Annotated in this window: 17 protein-coding genes; 13 read left to right on the top strand and 4 right to left on the bottom strand. The window is 63.8% G+C overall.

All coding sequences use genetic code 11. From position 1 onward, the window contains the following. Positions 1–46: 46 nt before the first annotated feature. Positions 47–613 carry a 16S rRNA (guanine(966)-N(2))-methyltransferase RsmD gene (gene rsmD, locus ACX5I4_RS13275; RefSeq protein ID WP_461837067.1) on the top strand — a complete coding sequence of 189 codons (567 nt, stop codon included), beginning with the start codon at positions 47–49 and terminating at the stop codon, positions 611–613. 1 nt (position 614) lies between these two features. Here the strand turns inward: rsmD and ACX5I4_RS13270 are convergent, their stop codons facing one another. Next, a complete protein-coding gene (locus tag ACX5I4_RS13270; RefSeq protein ID WP_461837066.1) occupies positions 615–1403 on the bottom strand; it encodes a spermidine synthase in 789 nt (262 codons plus the stop codon). Positions 1404–1405: 2 nt separating this feature from the next. After that, entirely contained in the window at positions 1406–2662 is a 1257-nt protein-coding gene (locus tag ACX5I4_RS13265; RefSeq protein WP_461837065.1) for an aminotransferase class I/II-fold pyridoxal phosphate-dependent enzyme, read from the bottom strand. Positions 2663–2767: 105 nt separating this feature from the next. On the opposite strand from ACX5I4_RS13265, the gene coaD reads away from it, so the two are divergent. From coaD to ftsY, 8 genes are all read left to right on the top strand, one after another. Continuing rightward, positions 2768–3250 carry a pantetheine-phosphate adenylyltransferase gene (coaD, locus tag ACX5I4_RS13260; RefSeq protein WP_461837064.1) on the top strand — a complete coding sequence of 161 codons (483 nt, stop codon included), beginning with the start codon at positions 2768–2770 and terminating at the stop codon, positions 3248–3250. Between the two features lie 150 nt (positions 3251–3400). Beyond that, positions 3401–3928, top strand: a complete 528-nt coding sequence (locus ACX5I4_RS13255) for a YceD family protein (RefSeq protein ID WP_461837063.1) — start codon at positions 3401–3403, stop codon at positions 3926–3928. 32 nt (positions 3929–3960) lie between these two features. Further along, complete coding sequence (gene rpmF, locus ACX5I4_RS13250; RefSeq protein WP_090818901.1) at positions 3961–4164, top strand: 50S ribosomal protein L32; 204 nt, start codon at positions 3961–3963, stop codon at positions 4162–4164. Between the two features lie 24 nt (positions 4165–4188). Beyond that, entirely contained in the window at positions 4189–4920 is a 732-nt protein-coding gene (gene rnc / locus ACX5I4_RS13245; RefSeq protein WP_461837062.1) for a ribonuclease III, read from the top strand. Positions 4921–4925: 5 nt separating this feature from the next. Continuing rightward, complete coding sequence (gene mutM / locus ACX5I4_RS13240) at positions 4926–5903, top strand: bifunctional DNA-formamidopyrimidine glycosylase/DNA-(apurinic or apyrimidinic site) lyase (protein ID WP_461837061.1); 978 nt, start codon at positions 4926–4928, stop codon at positions 5901–5903. A 61-nt stretch (positions 5904–5964) separates the two neighbouring features. Then, positions 5965–6402: a hypothetical protein gene (locus ACX5I4_RS13235; protein WP_461837060.1), complete on the top strand. Its 438-nt coding sequence runs from the start codon at positions 5965–5967 to the stop codon at positions 6400–6402. A gap of 122 nt (positions 6403–6524) precedes the next feature. Next, positions 6525–10118 (top strand): chromosome segregation protein SMC, encoded by a 3594-nt coding sequence (gene smc, locus ACX5I4_RS13230; RefSeq protein ID WP_461837059.1) that lies wholly within the window; start codon positions 6525–6527, stop codon positions 10116–10118. Positions 10119–10138: 20 nt separating this feature from the next. Beyond that, positions 10139–11362 carry a signal recognition particle-docking protein FtsY gene (gene ftsY, locus ACX5I4_RS13225; protein WP_461837058.1) on the top strand — a complete coding sequence of 408 codons (1224 nt, stop codon included), beginning with the start codon at positions 10139–10141 and terminating at the stop codon, positions 11360–11362. Between the two features lie 83 nt (positions 11363–11445). Here the strand turns inward: ftsY and ACX5I4_RS13220 are convergent, their stop codons facing one another. After that, the gene (locus ACX5I4_RS13220; protein ID WP_461837057.1) at positions 11446–12690 is read right to left on the bottom strand and encodes an MFS transporter; all 1245 of its coding nucleotides are present in this window, start codon (positions 12688–12690) and stop codon (positions 11446–11448) included. Positions 12691–12916: 226 nt separating this feature from the next. On the opposite strand from ACX5I4_RS13220, the gene ACX5I4_RS13215 reads away from it, so the two are divergent. Beyond that, on the top strand, positions 12917–14251 hold the full coding sequence (locus ACX5I4_RS13215) for an ammonium transporter (protein WP_461837056.1): 1335 nt from the start codon (positions 12917–12919) through the stop codon (positions 14249–14251). After that, a complete protein-coding gene (locus ACX5I4_RS13210) occupies positions 14248–14586 on the top strand; it encodes a P-II family nitrogen regulator (RefSeq protein WP_028264639.1) in 339 nt (112 codons plus the stop codon). The genes ACX5I4_RS13215 and ACX5I4_RS13210 overlap by 4 nt, the downstream gene beginning before the upstream one ends. Before the next feature lie 88 nt (positions 14587–14674). Here ACX5I4_RS13210 and ACX5I4_RS13205 read toward each other — a convergent pair whose 3' ends face one another. Then, positions 14675–16075, bottom strand: coding sequence for a glucose-6-phosphate dehydrogenase (locus tag ACX5I4_RS13205; RefSeq protein WP_461837055.1), 1401 nt, complete (start codon positions 16073–16075; stop codon positions 14675–14677). A 151-nt stretch (positions 16076–16226) separates the two neighbouring features. Here ACX5I4_RS13205 and ffh point away from each other — a divergent pair, with 151 nt between their 5' ends. Together ffh and ACX5I4_RS13195 are read left to right on the top strand one after the other, a co-directional pair. Continuing rightward, the gene (gene ffh / locus ACX5I4_RS13200) at positions 16227–17792 is read left to right on the top strand and encodes a signal recognition particle protein (protein WP_461837054.1); all 1566 of its coding nucleotides are present in this window, start codon (positions 16227–16229) and stop codon (positions 17790–17792) included. Between the two features lie 127 nt (positions 17793–17919). Continuing rightward, a complete protein-coding gene (locus ACX5I4_RS13195; RefSeq protein WP_461837053.1) occupies positions 17920–18669 on the top strand; it encodes an alpha/beta fold hydrolase in 750 nt (249 codons plus the stop codon). The last annotated feature ends 5 nt before the right edge of the window (positions 18670–18674 follow it).

Below are 18674 nucleotides of genomic sequence, written 5' to 3'. Positions count from 1 at the left end.
CCACGCCCGACGGTACCTCTGGGTGCAAACCCTTGGGAGAACACCCGTGAGCCGGATCATTGCGGGCGTGGTGGGCGGCAACCCGCTGGTCAGCGTCCCGGGAAATGCCACCCGGCCCACCACGGACCGCGTCAAGGAGGCCTTGTTCTCGCGGCTCGAGGCGCTCGACGCTATCGACGATGCCCGGGTCCTTGACCTCTACGCCGGCTCGGGTTCACTTGGCATCGAAAGCGCCAGCCGAGGTGCCCGCACGGCCGAACTCGTCGAGTTTGATGCCCGAGCGTCCGAGGTCTGCCAGCGAAACGCCGACATGGCCAACCAGGTGCTCGGACGCAGGATCGTCTCCGTCCACCGTTCGAAAGTGGAGTCTTTCCTGGAGCGGGCTGCCGATGACGCCCTTTGGGACTTGGTCTTCCTGGATCCGCCGTATCCCTTGGACGAGCCTTCCCTCAAGGCTGTCCTCGCCAAGCTTGCCTTCCATCTGGACGAGGGCGCCGTCGTCGTCGTCGAACGTTCTTCGCGCTCTCCGGAACCGGACTGGCCGGACACCCTCGAACGGTTTGCCGACAAGAAGTATGGCGAAACCAAGCTCTGGTTCGCCGAACCCGTCTAAATCAGCCCGAAAGCCGGTCCAGGTCCACTCCGCTCAACACGCCAGCGGGGTGCGGTCCCTGGGCCAGGAGTTCCGCTGTCCATGCGGCTGGCCATGGCCAGCGCGTTCCCACGAGGATGATGTTGCCGGGATACCGCCCGTCGAACATGCCACTCTCGGCGAAGGCCGCGACATCGGGCATCACCTCGCGCATCGCAGCAACCTGGCTTCGCACCAAGGTCAGCGCTGCCTCATCGCCGACGTTGACAATCAGCACGCCGTCCGGCCGAAGCCGCGCCGCGGCCTCTTCATAGAACTCCTGGCAGGCAATGTGGGCCGGAGCCTCGGGACCGGAGAAGATATCCAGGATCACGACGTCGAACGCGAGTTCCGGGGGCAGTTCCGCGAGGATTTCGCGTGCGTCGCCGATGTGCGTAGCCAGGCGGGTACCGTCCGGCAGGGGCAGTTTCTGGAGCACGAAGTCCAGTAGCTCGCGTTCGAGTTCTACGGCGTGCTGTTCCGAACCGGGCCTCGTCGCCTGAATGTACCGGGCCAGGGTCAGTGCTCCCGCACCGAGGTGAAGGGCCGTGATCGGCTGTCCCTTGGGCGCTGCAAGATCCACCACATGGCCGATCCTGCGCAAGTACTCGTAGAAGATCTCTGCGGGCTCCGCGAGATTGACGTGGGATTGCTCGGCGTCGCCGATTCGCAATACGTAGGCGCCGTCAATTAACGCGTCGGCTTCGATCGCCGCATGCTGCCCGGTGGTCCGGAGGAAGCGGCGTCCCTCATGGTTTTGGCGAGTCGACACCGTTAGAGCTTGTTCCGCAGCGTCGCCAGCCTTGCGGCGGCTTCTTCCAGTACTTCGGTCTTCTTGCAGAAGGCGAACCGAAGGAGGCTGCGCGTCCGTTCCGCGCCTTCGGGATGGCAGAACACCGGGACGGGGATGGCGGCAACCCCTACAAGCGACGGCAGTCGTCGTGCCAAGTCCACGGAGTCGTCGATACCCAGCGGTGCGGTGTCAACGTTGATGAAGTATGTTCCCTGGGGCGTGTAGACGCCGAAGCCAGCGGCCAGCAAGCCCTCGGCCAGGATGTCCCGCTTGTGCTGGAGAGTGGAGGCGATGCCGGCGTAGAACTCATCCGGCAAGGCCAGGCCCACGGCTATCGCGCTCTGGAAAGGAGTGCCGGAACTGTAGCTGAGGAACTGTTTGGCGGTGCGGATCGCTGCCACGAGGTGGGCAGGTCCGCTGAGCCAGCCGATCTTCCAGCCAGTGAAGGAGAACGTCTTTCCGGCCGAGGAAATGGTCACGCTTCGTTCCGCAGCACCGGGGATGCTTGCGACAGGAATGTGCTGCACACCGAAGGTCAGGTGCTCGTAGACTTCATCGCTGAAGATCAAGGCGTCGTATTTCCGGGCAAGCTCGACGACGCGTTCCAGCACCTCGCGCGGGAAGACCGCTCCGGTGGGATTGTGTGGGTTGTTGAGGAGCACAACCTTGGTGCGCGCGCTGAAGGCTGTTTCCAAGGCGTCCAGGTCCGGCAGGAAATCAGGCGCCAGCAGGGGAGCTGTCACATGCTTGGCGCCAGCGAGGCCGATGATTGCACCATACGAGTCATAGAACGGCTCGAAGGTCAGGACCTCGTCGCCGGGCTCGATGAATGCGAGCAATGACGCGGCGATGGCCTCGGTGGCCCCGGTGGTCACGATGACCTCGGTCTGCGGGTCCGGAGTCAGTCCGTAGAAGCGTGCCTGGTGTGCGGCGATGGCCTCACGAAGTTCAGGGATGCCCTTGCCCGGTGCATACTGGTTGGCCCCCGCCGAAATGGCTGCTTGTGCCGCTGCCTTGATTTCCGCGGGCCCGTCCTCGTCCGGGAATCCTTGGCCCAGGTTGATGGCTCCGGTGGATATTGCCAGGGTTGTCATCTCTTCGAAGATGGTCACTCCGAGGCCGCCGTCAGCGGAAAGCAGGTTGGCGCCGCTTGCGGCACGTTGCCACGGGGCAGCGCCGGCATCATGCTGCCGGGGGGCGCCAGAGGTGTTCGCGCTGAGAGGGGCCGGGCTCGTCACTGTATGTTGCCTTCCTGAAGTGATGGCTTCCGGCTCGTCCGGGCCAGCATGTCAGCCATGCTATCGCCATAGTGCCTACGGCCCTGGATACGGTAGGTTCGAACCATGAGACGCGCAGTGTGCCCTGGCTCCTTTGACCCGATCCACAACGGACACCTGGAAGTCATCGCGAGGGCCGCTGGCTTGTTCGATGAAGTGGTCGTGGCAGTGTCCACCAACTACGCGAAGAAGTACCGCTTCAGCCTTGAAGAACGCATGGAGATGGCGCGGCAGACCTTGGCTTCCCTCCGAGGGATCATCGTGGAGCCCATGGGGGAGGGACTGCTGGCCGAGTACTGCAGGCATCGGGGGATTTCGGCGATCGTGAAGGGCTTGCGTTCGTCCTCGGATTTTGACTACGAACTCCCCATGGCCACCATGAACCGCCAGCTATCCGGCGTCGAGACTGTCTTCCTTCCGGCGGAGGCCCATTACCTGCATTTGTCCTCCACCCTGATCAAGGAGATCGCCGTCCTGGGCGGCGACGTCTCCGATTTCGTGCCCAAGTCCGTCCTCAAGAGGCTCCTGGCTGGCGAGTCGTCCGCATAGCAGCCCCGCAACGGGTAAGCTGGATCGGTACCTCGGGGCGGAACGCGCTGCAATTGGCCCGGTTTGAGTCCGTTCACGCGTTCAGGCTAAGATGGTACGTCGGTCATATGTTCTACAGGAGTTCTCATTAAGCGAGATGCAAGTTCGCCTTTGACGCTGGACGTCAAGGACCTCGGACGTAGTCCAGGAAGCATGCGGACGCTCACTGAACATGTACCCGCGCCAAGTGACCTTGGTGTGGCACTCATTGGCGTTCAGGAAGGCTCGGATATCGAGCTCGACCTGAGGCTTGAGGCCGTACACGAAGGAATTCTGGTATCTGGAACCGCATTCGCCGAAGTAAAGGGCGAATGCGGACGATGCCTGGATCCCCTTGCGTATGACCTTGAGGTCAATGTGCAAGAACTTTTCTTCTATGAGGGCATTGAGCTTTCGGATGAAGAAGACGATGAAGAGCAACGTCGAGTCGAGCACGATCTAATCGATCTTGAGCCGGTGTTGCGGGACGCAGTTGTAACTATGCTGCCGTTCCAGCCGGTGTGCCGGGAAGACTGCCAGGGCCTCTGCTCCGAATGCGGAGTGCGTCTGGAAGACGAGCCGGGGCACCACCACGAGGTCCTGGATCCTCGCTGGACTGCCCTAGCTGAACTGGCTAAGTCTGACCGGCAAACTGATTAGTAAGTGTTGACTAAGAGAGAAATGAGATAGCCGTGGCTGTTCCCAAGCGGAAAATGTCTCGCGCGAATACACGCGCCCGCCGTGCCCAGTGGAAGGCAACTGCCCCCAACCTGGTCAAGACCATTGAAAACGGCCAGGTTGTTTACAGCCTGCCGCACCAGGCAAAGGTCGTTACCGACTCTGCCGGCACTGCGCTGTTCCTTGAATACAAGGGCCGCAAGGTCGCAGACGCCTAAATCCGCCACATAGGCTGACAAAGGATGTCTTCAACTGAAGAGCTTCTGAAGCGTCTCGGTGTCTCTATTGACGCCGAGACGCTTCGTCTTGCTCTCACACATCGTTCATACGCGTATGAAAACGGCGGGATTCCCACCAATGAGCGCCTAGAATTCCTCGGCGACTCCATTCTGGGCTTTTCCGTGACCGATTCCCTTTACCGGGACAACCCGGCACTGCCGGAAGGCGAACTCGCCAAGCGACGCTCCGCCGTGGTCAGCACCCGCGCCTTGGCAGGTATTGGCCGGGACCTTGGGATCGGCGAATACATCTACCTCGGGCAGGGCGAAAGGCTCACCGAGGGTAAGAACAAGTCCTCAATTCTTGCGGACACCATGGAAGCGCTCATCGGCGCAACCTACCTGTCCAATGACATCGAGACCGCGCGGCAGTTGGTCATGCGACTCGTTGGTCCGTTGCTGAAGGACGCGGCAGCCCTCGGGGCCGGTACCGACTGGAAGACCAGCATGCAGGAGCTTGCCGCCAGCCGCCAGCTCGGATCCATCTACTATGCGGTGGAGGGCTCCGGTCCGGACCACGCGCGCACTTTTGAGGCGGTGCTCCAGATCGGCGGCACCGCTTACGGTAAGGGTTCGGGCCACTCCAAGAAGGAAGCCGAGCAGGAAGCCGCCGCAGATGCGTGGCGCACCCTGAACAGCAAGGGCAATCTGGGCAGCAAGGCTGACGCCCCGGCGGATTCCGCGCACGGCGCCTGAGTCCCATGCCGGAACTCCCCGAAGTCGAAGTGGTACGCCGCGGTTTGGCGCGCTGGGTGCGGGGCCGGACCATCACGTCTGTGGATGTCCTGGACCCGCGCTCCATCCGCCGCCACGGCTTGGGCACGGAAGACTTCATCGGCAACCTGGAACACGCCACGGTTTTGGACGTCGTCCGTCGCGGCAAGTTCCTTTGGATGCCGCTGCAGGCCGGAGAAGCCCACAGCGCCGACCATACCCGCAGTTCCGGAGCCGATCAGCTGCCCGGCGTCGCACTCATGGCGCATCTTGGGATGAGCGGCCAGTTGCTTATGCAGGATCCCGATGTTCCGGATGAGAAGCACCTCAAAGTCCGCATCAGCCTGAGCCAGTCCGACGGGATGCCCGAGCAATTGCGGTTTGTGGACCAGCGGATTTTCGGCGGACTGTTTGTCACCTCCCTTGTACCAACGCCCGACGGCGGTCCCGGCGGCCAGGGCGAGACGCCCCTTCCGGAAATCGCCGAAGAAGCCTCCCACATTGCCCGTGATCCGCTGGATCCGCACTTTTCCTTTGACGACTTCTACCGCAAGGTCAAAGCCCGCAAGACCGGGCTCAAACGTGTGCTGTTGGATCAGGGCGTCATTTCCGGAATAGGCAACATCTACGCCGACGAAGCCCTCTGGCGGGCCAAACTCCACTATGCCAAGCCGACGGACACCCTTCGGCGGCCCGACGCACTGCGGGTTGTAGATGCTGCGAGGGACGTCATGAGGGACGCCCTGGCGGCTGGCGGTACGAGCTTCGATTCGCTCTATGTCAACGTCAACGGTGATTCCGGTTACTTTGCCCGATCCCTCGATGCCTACGGGCGGGCGGGCGAACCGTGCAGACGCTGCGCCGCTGCAGGGCTGCCGGGTGTCATCAAACGCGAGCAGTTCATGAACCGTTCCTCCTACACGTGCCCCGTCTGCCAGCCGAAGCCGCGCAACGGCCGCTGGTAGTACGTTTCGCCCGGCAATCTCCACCGTTTCCATTGCCGGGCTACGGTGGCAGACTGTGGGCATGAGAGCCTGGGTCATCCGGATAGGCATTGCACTTGTCTTCAATGCCATCACTCTCTGGGCGGCTTCCGTCCTCCCCGGAGTACGGCTTGGTGGGGGTTTCCTCTGGGCGGTGGTGGTCTTCACGGTGGCCACCCTGCTGATCAAGCCCGGCATGACTGCCCTGATCGCGCTCGGCGGTGCAAGACTCCATTCCCGCTCCGGGCGTGCAGGAAAGCTCCTGAGTTCCGCCGCCGGCCTATTGGCAACCCTCGGCATCCTGATCCTCACCGGCATCTTCTCCAGCGGCTTCCGGATCAACGGAATAGTGGGCTGGGTTGCAGCCACCGTGGTGATTTGGCTGGCCTCCCTGATCTACAACTTCGTGGACGACGGCCTTGAGGCCAGGGCCACAGCATTGATCGGGCGTTCCGGGATCAGGCGCAGGCGACAGCCGTGAACTAGTGCGGCAGGAGCTGCGCCCGCCGGATATCACGGGTATGGCCCGCAAATCCGGGGATTTCCGCCGTCGGGCAGTAGATTGAGAAGGGGAAATCAGCCACTCAGGAGAACCGAAACACCTTGCATCTGAAAAGTTTGACTGTCCGGGGATTCAAGTCGTTCGCGTCGGCCACGACGTTCGACTTCGAGCCGGGCGTCACTGCCGTTGTCGGCCCCAACGGTTCGGGCAAGTCAAATGTGGTTGACGCGCTGGCCTGGGTGATGGGTGAGCAAGGCGCCAAGACCCTGCGCGGCGGCAAAATGGAAGACGTCATTTTCGCCGGGACATCGGGGCGGCCGCCATTGGGCCGGGCGCATGTTTCGCTGACCATTGACAACGCCGACGGCGCCCTGCCTATCGAATACAGCGAAGTCACCATTTCCCGCACGCTCTTCCGGACCGGAGGGTCCGAATACGCCATCAACGGCTCGCCGTGCCGTCTCCTGGATATCCAGGAACTGCTCTCGGATTCAGGCCTGGGCCGGGAAATGCACGTGATCGTGGGGCAGGGACAGCTGGACCGGGTCCTGCACGCCACTCCCGAGGACCGCAGGGGATTCATCGAAGAAGCCGCAGGCATCCTGAAGCACCGGCGTCGTAAGGAAAAGACTGTCCGCAAGCTGGAAGCCATGCAGGCAAACCTGCAACGCCTTGGCGACCTTACGGCAGAGATCCGCCGACAACTCACGCCCCTGGGCAAGCAGGCTGAAGTCGCCCGCCGGGCTCAGACCGTGCAGTTCGACGTCCGTGATGCCAAGTCCCGGCTGTTGGCTGACGAACTGGTGCAGCTCACCAAGGCTTTGGAGAAGGATGTCGCCGACGAAGCTGCGTTGAAGGAACGCCGCGAGACCGTTGAAGGGGAGCTCGGCGCAGGCCGCCAACGCCAGATCCGTCTTGAGCAACTCGCGGCCGAGGCCACACCTAGGCTCAATGCCGCCAGGGACAATTGGTATCAGCTGTCCGCAACCAGGGACCGGCTTAGAGCCTTGGGATCGCTCGCCACCGAGCGTCGCCGCCTCCTCGGATCCACAGATGCTGCCCCCGATTCCGGCCGCGACCCGGACCACCTCGACCGGCAAGCGGCCCGGGTTCGGCAGGAACAGTCGGAACTCGAGCACGACATCCTGGCGAAGCAGGCGGCCCTTCTCGAGGCCACCGCTGCCAAGCAGGAAGCCGAGAACCTGGCCGCAGCCGAGGACAAGCGACTGACAGCCGTGCTGCGCGCAGCGGCCGATCGTCGTGAAGGACTCGCGAAACTCGTTGGACAGTTGGCTGCCGCGCGTTCCCGGGCGGAGGCGGCCGAGGCAGAACGAGGCAGGCTCAGGGAGTCGCTCTCTGCCGGTGAGGAGCGCCGCCGCCACGCGCAGAGCGAGTTCACGGGCCTCGAATCACAGGTGGCGGGGGTTGAAGACGGCGAGGAAACCCTCGACGCCGAATACGAGGACGCCACCGCACTTCTTGACGAGATCGACGCCGAGATCGAGGCGTTGAAAGCTGCGGAACGGGACGAAGTCCGCGAACGTGATGCCCTCGTCGCCCGCCGTGATGCTTTGCAGCTTGGACTCAACCGCAAGGATGGCTCCTCACGGATCCTGTCCTCGGGCCACCCCGGGGTCGTGGGTTCCCTGGCTTCGCTTCTGACAGTGGAGCCCGGCTATGAGGCGGCAGTGGCCGCGGCGCTCGGCAGGGCCTCCGACGCCGTGGTGGTGGCCGACGGCGCGGGAGCCGTCGCCGCGATGCAGTTGCTGAAGGACGCCGACGCCGGACGCGCTTCCCTCTTGCTGGCGGGCGCGGTCCCGTCCGCTGCCCCGGAGCCTAACTTGCCGGAAGTGCCGAAGTTGCCGGTCGGCGCGCGGTGGGCCACCGAGTTGGTTCAGGCCGATGGTCCCGAAGCCAGTGGCGCCGTGGCCCTCCTGGCCCTCACCGCCGTCGTCGACGGACTGGGCGCGGCGGCAAGCCTCATTGCCAGCAATCCGAGGCTCACCGCGGTAACCCTCGAGGGGGACGTCTTTCGAGCCCTGACTGTGGATGGCGGATCGGCCACGGCGCCGTCGCTCCTCGAGGTGCAAGCCGCAGTGGACGACGCCGAAGCCCGGCTTCTTGAGCTCACCGCGCGTTTAGAACGAGGCAAGTTCGCCCTTGCTGGAGCAGAAGCGCGCCGGGCCGACGCCCAAGAGCGCGCTGACGCGGCGCTGGACAGACTCCACGACTCGGATGCCCGGCTGGCTGCCGTGGCCGAACGGCTTGGCCACCTGAATTCCCAATTGCGCAGCGCCGTCGCGGAAAGCGATCGCCTGGCAGAGTCCTTGGCCAAGGCTGAAATGAACATCGCCGTCGCCGAGGAATCCCTTGAGCTCGCGGCGGAACGGCTGGCCGCGGCACAAGAAGCCCCCCAGGAAGAAGAACCTTCCACCGAGCACCGGGATGCCTTGTCGAGGGCTGCCAGCGAAGCCCGGTCCCATGAGATGGAGGTCAGGCTAGGGTTGCGCAGTGCCGAGGAACAACTCGCCGCAACCAGCAACCGCGCCGCATCTTTGGAACGGGCCGCCGCAAGTGAACGGCGTGCCCGTGAGGAGGCGGCGCGCCGGGCCCTGCGGCGTAAAGCCCAAGCCGAGCGGGCCTCGGCAGTGGCCTCCGCCGTCGAACAGACAGTGCGCTTCGTTGACGTTTCAGTGGACTTGGCCGCGCGCGCCCGCGACCTCGCGGAGGCGGTCCGTGAACAGCGTGAGAAGGAACTTGCCGAGGTCCGGAGCAGTAACGACGTCCTGGCCCAAGAACTGGCAGGACTGACGGATTCCGTGCACCGCGACGAACTCGCGCGAGCCCAACAAAGGCTCAGGATCGAAGCCCTGGAAACGCGCGCCATCGAGGAGCTCGGCTTGTCAGCGGAACAACTCGTGGCCGATTTCGGTCCGGAGCAGCCCGTTCCCGTGCCCGCCGCTACGGTGGACAAGTGGGCCGAACTCCGCGCCCCGGTGGACGAAGAAGGTAACGCCATCGTCGAGGGTGTTCCTTTTGTCCGCTCCGAGCAGGAAAAACGGCTCCGGAAGGCCGAACGGGACCTCGCCGCGCTTGGCAAAGTGAACCCCTTGGCGCTTGAGGAATTTGCGGCACTCGAGGAACGGCACCAATTCCTGAGCACGCAGCTGGAAGACCTCAAGTCCAGCCGAAAAGACCTTTTGGACATCATCAAGGAAGTGGACAACCGCGTCCAGCAGGTCTTTGCCGAGGCCTTCGCCGATACCTCCAAGCAGTTCGACCACGTCTTTGCGCGGCTCTTCCCCGGTGGGGAGGGCAAATTGGTGCTCACGGACCCGGACGACATGCTGACCACCGGCATCGAGGTTGAGGCACGGCCTGCAGGCAAGAAGATCAAGCGCTTGTCCTTGCTTTCCGGTGGCGAACGGTCTCTGACAGCCGTCGCCCTGCTCGTGGCGATTTTCAAGGCGCGGCCTTCCCCGTTCTATGTCATGGACGAGGTGGAAGCTGCGCTGGACGATACGAACCTGGGCAGGCTGATCACGATCTTCGAAGAACTGCGCGAGTCCAGCCAGCTGATTGTCATTACCCACCAGAAGCGGACCATGGAAGTCGCGGACGCCCTGTACGGAGTGACAATGCGAGGCGATGGGGTGTCCACCGTCATCAGCCAGAGGCTCGGTGCCGATGTCTAGCTTTGTGAGAAGCTAGGGGAGTGAACGATCTCCTCCCCATTATTCTGTCCATTGTCGCTGCCATTGTGGTGGTCGGAGGGCTGATTCCTGTCCTGCTCAAGGCGCGGAAGTCCTCCTCGACCTACGCTGGAACGCGCGACGCCAACGATCCCGTTGATTCGGCGTCGGCAGGCGGCGGAACGATCGTCGACGACGCCCCGGGAATCGTGCGGGAACGGCCGGCGCCCGGCAGCATCGTCGAGCCCGCCGATCTCGCCGTACCCGAGACGGATGTTCTTGACGACGCCGCGGGACTGGAACTCATCCAGGTGGAGACCCCTGCGCCGGTGGAGGGCCGCCTCAACCGGCTTCGGGCGCGACTGGTCAAATCCAACAACATCCTCGGCAAGGGTCTCCTGGCGCTGCTTGCGAGCGACAAGATCGACGAGGATGTCTGGGACGAAGTCGAAGAGACGCTGCTGCTTGCCGACCTTGGCACCGAGCCCACCATGCAGCTGGTGGATGCATTGCGTGAACGTGTGAAGGTCCAAGGCACCCGCAACCCTGAGGAAGTCAAAGCACTCCTGCGCGAGGAACTCATCAAGCTCGTCGATCCCACCATGGACCGCAGCTTGAACGTGGAACGGAAGGGAGACCACCCCGCCATCATGATCGTCGTCGGCGTCAACGGTGTCGGCAAGACCACCACCGTGGGCAAGCTGGCGCGCGTTCTCGTCGCCGAGGACAAGGACGTCCTCCTGGGCGCTGCTGATACCTTCCGGGCGGCGGCCGCGGAGCAGCTTGCCACATGGGGGCAGCGCGTCGGCGTCGCGACGGTCAGATCCCACGTCGACGGCGCGGACCCCGCCTCCGTCGCGTATGAGGCCGTCAAATCCGGCATCGAGCAGGAAGTCGACGTCGTCATGATCGACACCGCCGGTCGCCTGCAGAACAAGGTCGGCCTCATGGACGAGCTCAGCAAGGTCAAACGGGTCATCGAGAAGCTGGCTGAAGTGGACGAGGTCCTGCTGGTGCTGGATGCGACCACCGGCCAGAACGGCCTGAACCAGGCCAAGGTCTTCGCCGAGGTGGTCAACATCACGGGAATCGTGCTCACCAAACTGGACGGCACTGCGAAGGGCGGCATCGTCGTCGCGATCCAAAAGGCTCTCGGCGTCCCGGTCAAGCTTGTTGGCCTTGGCGAGGGCCCGGACGACCTCGCGCCGTTCGAGGCCGAAGCCTTCGTCGACGCCCTGCTGAACTAAGTGCATCGAGCCCAACTGACTAGCAGTTAATGTCGTTTTGGACCCTCAAAGCGACATTAACTGCGAGCTAGTTGGGTGGGCGCTCAGTTGGGTGAGTCGATGGGTTCCGGGCCGCGCTGCATCGGCTCGCGGGCCACGGACCAGCCGACGGCGGAGAGCAGGAGGATGCCGCCGGTTGCGCCGAACGCCCAGCCGTAACCGAAACCGTCGGCAAGGAGGCCGACCAGGACCGGTCCGACGATCGCACCCGCATCGGAGGCCATCTGGAACGCCGCGAGTACTTTGCCGCCTGAGCGGCCGCGGCCGATGATGTCCCCGACGGCGGCCTGCTGGGCTGGGTTCAGCAATCCCGAGCCGAAGCCGGCAACAGCGGAAGCCGCGAAAAACGCGGGAAGATTGCTCGTCAGACCGATGGTGGCGGTGGCCAAGCCTGTGACGATCAAGCCCAGCAGCATCATGGGCTTCCGGCCGAAGCTATCCGCCAGGCGGCCCGAGAACGTCAGTGCCAGCGCATTGCCGCCTGCGAACACGGCCAGGGCCCAGCCCGCCGAGCCCGCGCCAGCTGCCAGGACAACCACGGCGAACAATGGCACGGTGGCCATCCGCACCCCAAAGGTCGCCCAGCCGTTGCTGAAGCTCGAGAACAGAGCGGCCCGGTAGGCCGAATCGCCCAGGGCTTCTTTCAACTGCATTGCCGGCCCCGCAGTGCCTCCTTTGCTCGCTGCGTTGGAGCTTCCCCTCAGTTGCGTGCGCACAACGAGGGCCGCCAGCACCAGGGCCGCCGCGTAGGCCAGGAATGGGACGCGCAGCCCGAACCCGGCCAGCAGCCCGCCAACCACGGGACCGAGGACGCTTCCTATCAGGAAGGCAGAGGCGTACGCTCCGGACACCCGTCCGCGGCTTTCCGGAGGAGCGAGGCGGATCAACAGGCCCATCGCCGCAACCGTGAACATCACGGAACCGGCCCCGCCAAGGCCCCGGAATACCAACAGCTGCCAATAGTTCTGGGCGAAGGCGCAGGCCGCCGTCGAGGCCGCCACAATCAGCAACCCCGCGATGTACACGGGGCGCTCGCCAAAGCGGCCCATCAACGCGCCGCCGGCCGGCGCGAATACCAGGCGCATGAAGGCGAAGATACTCACGATCACGGCGGCCGCCGTTGCTCCGACGTCGAATGTGGTGGCGAACTGCGGGAGCACGGGGGCAACGAGGCCAAAACCCAGTGCAATCAGGAACGCTGCCACCAACATCACCTTGATGTCCCGGGGCATGGCAGCCTTCGTGGCCCGAGCCCCTTGATTTGCGCGGGATTTGGGGCTTGCGGTCATCGTGTTGAGGTCCTTCGGGTCGTGTTGGTGCGGGGAGGGTGGAACTGACGAAACATATCCGTAACAAGGGTGATATGCACCATTTACGTTCGAGAAGTTCTTGTAACAGGCCCGCAATCTAAAACCTTCGCAGGTGAAACACTGCCCCGCAAAACTCTTACATAGAACGCAAATGCGTTGGGACAGGCGGCAAAGTCCGCAACAAAGAGCAGAGAGGACGTAGACCATGGAATTCAGCGCCGGTCTCGTTTGGCTCCTGGTCGCGTCAGCCTTCGTGCTGTTCATGACCCCGGGCCTGGCATTCTTCTATGGCGGCATGACCCGTGCCAAGGCCGCCCTGAACATGATGATGATGAGCTTCATCGCCATCGGCACAGTGACCATCGTCTGGGTCTTGTGGGGCGCGTCGATGTCCACGAGCAACACGGACAACTTCTTCCAGCTCTTCGCGAACCCGTTCAGCCACTTCGGCCTGCACAACTTCACGGACCCCGCTGACCTTCTTAAAGTTGGCTACGCCGCCACCTTCGCGATCATCACCGTGGCCCTGATCTCCGGTGCCATCGCGGACCGTGCCAAGTTCTCGGCCTGGACGCTCTTCACCCCGATCTGGGCAACCCTTGTCTACGCACCCATGGCCTACATGGTCTGGGGCGGCGGCCTCTTCTCCAAGGACGGCTGGTTCGGCCAGACTTTCGCTCCGGTCATCGACTTCGCCGGTGGCACCGTGGTGCACATCAACGCTGGTGTGGCTGGCCTGATCCTCGTCCTGATCATCGGCAACCGCAAGGGCTTCGGCAAGGACCCGAACCACCGCCCGCACAACGTGCCCCTGGTCATGCTCGGTGCCGCCATCCTCTGGTTCGGCTGGTTCGGCTTCAACGCCGGTGCAGCAGCAACCGTGGAGCAGGCGGGCCTCATCTGGATCAACACCCTCGCTGCTCCCGCAGCGGCCATGCTCGGCTGGCTTATCGTGGAGCGCATCCGTGACGGCCACCCCACCTCCCTCGGGGCTGCGTCGGGTGTCGTCGCCGGTCTGGTTGCCATCACCCCGGCTTGTGCCAACGTTTCCCCGCTTGGTGCGATCGCCCTCGGCGTCGCAGCCGGCGTTGCCTCGGCCCTCGCCGTCGGCTTGAAGTTCAAGCTCGGCTACGACGACTCCCTGGACGTCGTCGGCGTCCACCTGGTATCCGGCATCATCGGCACGGTGGCCATCGGCTTCCTTGCCACGCCAACCCAGGGTGCGGCCGGCCTGTTCTACGGCGGAGGTACCACCCAACTGGTTGCACAGTCCCTCGCAGCGCTTTGCTCGATCGTCTTCACCGGCGTTATGACGTTCATCATCGCCTACCCGATCCACAAGCTCATGGGCTTCCGCATCTCCGAACGCCAGGAGATCGCCGGCGCAGACCTCAGCCTGCACGCCGAGACGGCATACGAGTTCGGCGTTGGCGGCCACGGCGGAAGCTTCCAGCCACTGCACGACCTCATCACCGGCAAGTCATCGTCCGAAACAGCTGACGAAGCATCCGTATCAGGCAAGGAGAGTGTCCAGGCATGAAACTCATCACGGCGATCGTCCGCCCGGAGAAGCTCGACGCCATCCGAGAGGGGCTCGAAGCTTACGGGGTACAGGGACTGACGGTCAGTGCTGCCAGCGGATACGGCCGGCAGCGTGGGTACACCGAGGTTTACCGCGGGGCCGAGTACAACGTGGACCTGCTTCCCAAGATCCGCGTGGAGGTCCTGGCCACGGACGAGCAGGCAGACGACATCCTCGACGTCCTGATCGCTTCCTCCAACACCGGCCGCGCTGGTGACGGCAAAGTCTGGACCGTGGACGTCTACGAAGCAGTCCGTGTCCGCACCGGCGAACGCGGCGCGGCAGCCATCTAAGGCACCAACGCAAAGAGGGGGCCGGGTACCTGGAAAGGTACCCGGCCCCTCTTGCGTGTGTGTTCCCGAAGGAGCGCAACCTGCCTGGCTAGCCCCCGACGGCGGTGGGCCAATCCGCGGGACCGGAGCCGCCGGCGTCGTACTCTTCGAGCGGCACCGAATCCTTGGCCCAAGCCTTGAGCACAGGCTCAACGATCCGCCAGCAGTCCACCGCGGTGTCCCCGCGGACGGAAAGCAGGGGATCGCCTGTGATGACACCCTCCAGGACTTCTCCGTACGGCAGGAGATCGGAAGCATTCAGGTCGGAGTTGAGTGTCACGCGGTCAAGCGTGAAGATGTCCCCGGGGCCGTTGACGTCAACGTCGAGCTGCAATGTGTCCGGTCCGAATCCGATGCGTAGCTGGTTGGGGGAGTCCACGCCTTGGAACCCGGACGGCAGGTGCGGAACGGGCCGGAAGGTGATGATGGCTTCCTTGCGCATGAGTCCCAGGGCCTTGCCTGAGCGCAGGATGAAAGGGACTCCCTTCCAACGCCAGTTGTCGATCCCCACCTCCACTTCCGCGAGCGTCTCGGTGTTCCGGGCGGGATCCACGCCTTCCTCTTCGACATAGTCAGGAACCGGATGCCCGCCACTCCGGCCGGCGCTGTACCGGGCCCTGCGAGTGGTCTTCCGGTACGGTGCACTGATGCTGCTCGCACGCAGCACCGTGGAGATCGCTTCGCGGAGATCGCGCTCGCCGATGCTGGCGGGGGCATCAATGGCCAAGAGTGCCATGATGTGCAGTAAATGGCTCTGGATCATGTCCTTCAGGGCGCCAGCGTTGTCGTAGTAGCGTGCACGCCCTTCGAGTGCGAGGTCTTCGTCGAAAATGACCTCCACCTTTTCGATGTGGTCCCGGTTCCACACGGGCTCGAGGAACCTGTTGGCGAAGCGCAGGCCCAGGATGTTCAGGACGGTGGCTTTGCCAAGGAAATGGTCCACCCGGTGGATGTGGTCTTCGGGGACCAGGGTGGCGAGGGTCTTGTTGAGTTCCCGGGCAGATTCCGAACTGGAGCCGAACGGCTTCTCCATCACCAAGCGCGTCCCGGCAGGCAGGTCTTCGGCGGTGAGGACTTCGCAGGCCTTTTGGCTGATGTGTGGCGGTAAGGCAAAATAGACGGCCACCGGCGCTTCGAGTCCGGCCAGCAGCGTTGCTAGCTGGCCATCGGCCGTGACATCCAGCTGGTGATAGGCGGTGTTGTCCGCCAGCGCCGCGACCGCCTTCTTTCCTGCGGCGTCGGCATTCTTTGCAGCCTCCTCAAAGGCGCCCCGTACCCGTTTTGTCCATTGTTGGGGGGTCCAGGGGTCGGAACCTGCTCCCACAAGCTCCAGGCCGTCCGCGAGCCCGCCGGCTACAAGCCTGGCAAGGCCCGGCAACAGCAATCGGCCTGTCAGGTCTCCGGAGGCACCGAGGATGAGCAACGTTTTTACTGTTGTTTTGCTGGTCACTGTGCCAGCATGCCATCTTGCAGGCGCGTCTTGGTACCCTAGATAGTCGAGTCCCTCAGTTGAGTCAGATTTGTTTGGGGCAGGAATCGTCAAGATGTTGGTGCGCCGGAACGGCCGCCATTCGTAGACCATTGAAAGAAGTGCACGGCGCGTGTTCAATTCACTCTCTGACCGGTTGACAGCAACCTTCAAGAATCTCCGTGGCAAGGGTCGCCTCACCGAGGCCGACGTCGATGCCACCGTCCGGGAGATCCGCCGTGCCCTCTTGGACGCGGACGTTGCCGTCTCCGTGGTCCGCGAGTTCACCGGCCGCATCCGCGAACGTGCCCTGGGTGCCGAGGTTTCCGCAGCCCTGAACCCGAGCCAGCAGATCGTGAAGATCGTCAACGAGGAACTCCAGGAGATCCTCGGCGGCGAGACCCGACGTATCCGCTTGGCGAAGACCGGCCCTACCATCATCATGCTCGCCGGCTTGCAGGGTGCGGGTAAGACCACCCTCGCGGGCAAGCTGGCCAAATGGCTCAAGGCCCAGGGACACAGCCCCGTGCTTGTTGCCGCCGACCTCCAGCGTCCCAACGCTGTGACGCAGTTGCAGATCGTCGGTGAACGCGCTGGCGTCCATGTCTTCGCTCCGCACCCCGGCACCACTTCGGACCTGGACGTTCCCACGGGCGACCCCGTCGCCGTCGCACGGGCGGGCGTCGACGAAGCCCGCCAGAAGCTGCACGACGTCGTGATCGTGGACACCGCGGGCCGCCTCGGCGTCGACGCCGAAATGATGGACCAGGCGCGCCGCATCCGCCAGGCGATCATCCCGAACGAAGTGCTGTTCGTCATTGACTCCATGATCGGCCAGGATGCCGTGAACACGGCCGTCGCGTTCGATGAAGGCGTCAACTTCACTGGTGTCGTGCTGTCAAAGCTCGACGGCGACGCCCGGGGCGGTGCCGCGCTCTCGGTCGCGTCCGTCACCGGGAAGCCGGTCATGTTCGCGTCCACCGGCGAAAGCCTGGACGACTTCGAACTGTTCCACCCGGACCGTATGGCCTCCCGCATCCTGGATATGGGTGACGTTCTCACCCTGATCGAGCAGGCCGAGAAGAACTGGGACAAGGACGAAGCGGCCCGGATGGCGAAGAAGTTCGCCGACCAGGAAGACTTCACCCTGGACGACTTCCTCGCCCAGATGCAGCAGATCCGCAACATGGGCTCCATGAAGAAGATGCTCATGATGATGCCGGGTGCGCAGAACATCCGCCAGCAGCTGGAGCAGTTCGACGAGCGCGAGATCGACCGCGTGGAAGCCATTGTCCGCTCCATGACTCCGCATGAGCGCCTGGCTCCGAAGATCATCAACGGTTCACGTCGCGCCCGCATCGCCCGAGGCTCCGGCGTGCACGTCTCCGAGGTCAACGGCCTCCTGGAGCGTTTCGCGCAGGCCCAGAAGATGATGAAGAAGCTGGCCCAGGGTGGCGGGATGCCCGGGATGCCTGGCATGCCCGGCCTCGGTGGCGGTGCCCGCAAGGCTAGCAAGAACGCGCCCAAGAAGAAGGCCCGTTCCGGAAACCCCGCCAAGGCGGCCCAGGAACTGCGCGACGCCGAGAACAAGCGGGCGAAAGCCGTCCCCACCGGTGCGGCGTTCGGCCAGCCCGGCGGCGACTTCGACCCCTCCCAACTGAACCTGCCCAAGGGCTTCGACAAGTTCCTCGGCAAGTAGCCGTCCCACCCAACCAACTAGCAGGTGTCCCACCCAACTAACTAGCAGTAAGTGTCGTTTTGAAGGCTCAAAACGACAACTACTGCTAGCTAGTTGGGTTGTCGGCCCCGTGCCATAGGCTGGATGAATGCAAAAGCAGCGCGTTGTGTTTGTCCATGGAGCAGGCACGTTCGGCGCTGCCGCTTGGCCGAAGCAACACGGCATGGCTCTGGACTACGACGCGCTCTTCCTGAAACGCCACGGCTTTGATGCGCAGGCCGAGCCTTTGGAATCCGATGTCGCCGCCGACGTGGACATCGTGCTGGAGTGCCTGGGAGCGCGGGAGACCGCGTCATCTTCCGGCCCGGCCCGTGGTGGCCATGTTGTGGCGCACTCTCAAGGCGCGGTCTCCGCCATGCTGGCTGCGGTGGAGAGGCCGGACCTGGTCCGTTCCCTCGTCCTGGTTGAACCGGCGTGCCTTTCCTTGACGGCTGAATTACCCGCCACCGCGGCCTACCGGGCACTCATGGAGCCCTTGTTCGCGATCCGGCACGAACTCAGCGATGACGATTACCAACGGGAATTCGTCCGCCGGGCGTTTTCCTCGGAGGCCGCAGTCCTCAGCACCCCGGAGGCCCGGCGTACCGCTCGGCGCCTGCGGCTGCAGGCGCCACCGTGGGAAGCGCCCCTGCACATTGTGCCGGGAGTCCCCACGCTTGTCTTGACCGGTGGCTGGGAACCGCTTTACGAAGAGATCGCCGGCTACCTGCAGGAAACCGGTGCCCTCCACCGCGTTGCGGCAGGAGGACACCGGCCTCATGATTCAGTCGAAGGAGACCGGATGATCCGCTCCTTCATCGCGGACGTCAGCCGCGCCGGATCAGTCCAAGCTTCCTGATCAGT

The organism is Arthrobacter sp. MMS24-S77 (assembly GCF_054888235.1).
This window is presented reverse-complemented; position numbering and strand designations above follow the sequence as displayed.

What these genes read in the sequence shown, in the direction of transcription:
- ACX5I4_RS13195 (WP_461837053.1), top strand. Translation starts at nt 17,920, where the DNA reads ATGCAAAAGCAGCGCGTTGTGTTTGTCCATGGAGCAGGCACGTTCGGC.
- ACX5I4_RS13235 (WP_461837060.1), top strand. Translation starts at nt 5,965, where the DNA reads ATGAGAGCCTGGGTCATCCGGATAGGCATTGCACTTGTCTTCAATGCC.
- ACX5I4_RS13210 (WP_028264639.1), top strand. Translation starts at nt 14,248, where the DNA reads ATGAAACTCATCACGGCGATCGTCCGCCCGGAGAAGCTCGACGCCATC.
- ACX5I4_RS13215 (WP_461837056.1), top strand. Translation starts at nt 12,917, where the DNA reads ATGGAATTCAGCGCCGGTCTCGTTTGGCTCCTGGTCGCGTCAGCCTTC.
- coaD (WP_461837064.1), top strand. Translation starts at nt 2,768, where the DNA reads ATGAGACGCGCAGTGTGCCCTGGCTCCTTTGACCCGATCCACAACGGA.
- ACX5I4_RS13220 (WP_461837057.1), bottom strand. Translation starts at nt 12,690, where the DNA reads ATGACCGCAAGCCCCAAATCCCGCGCAAATCAAGGGGCTCGGGCCACG.
- rnc (WP_461837062.1), top strand. Translation starts at nt 4,189, where the DNA reads ATGTCTTCAACTGAAGAGCTTCTGAAGCGTCTCGGTGTCTCTATTGAC.
- mutM (WP_461837061.1), top strand. Translation starts at nt 4,926, where the DNA reads ATGCCGGAACTCCCCGAAGTCGAAGTGGTACGCCGCGGTTTGGCGCGC.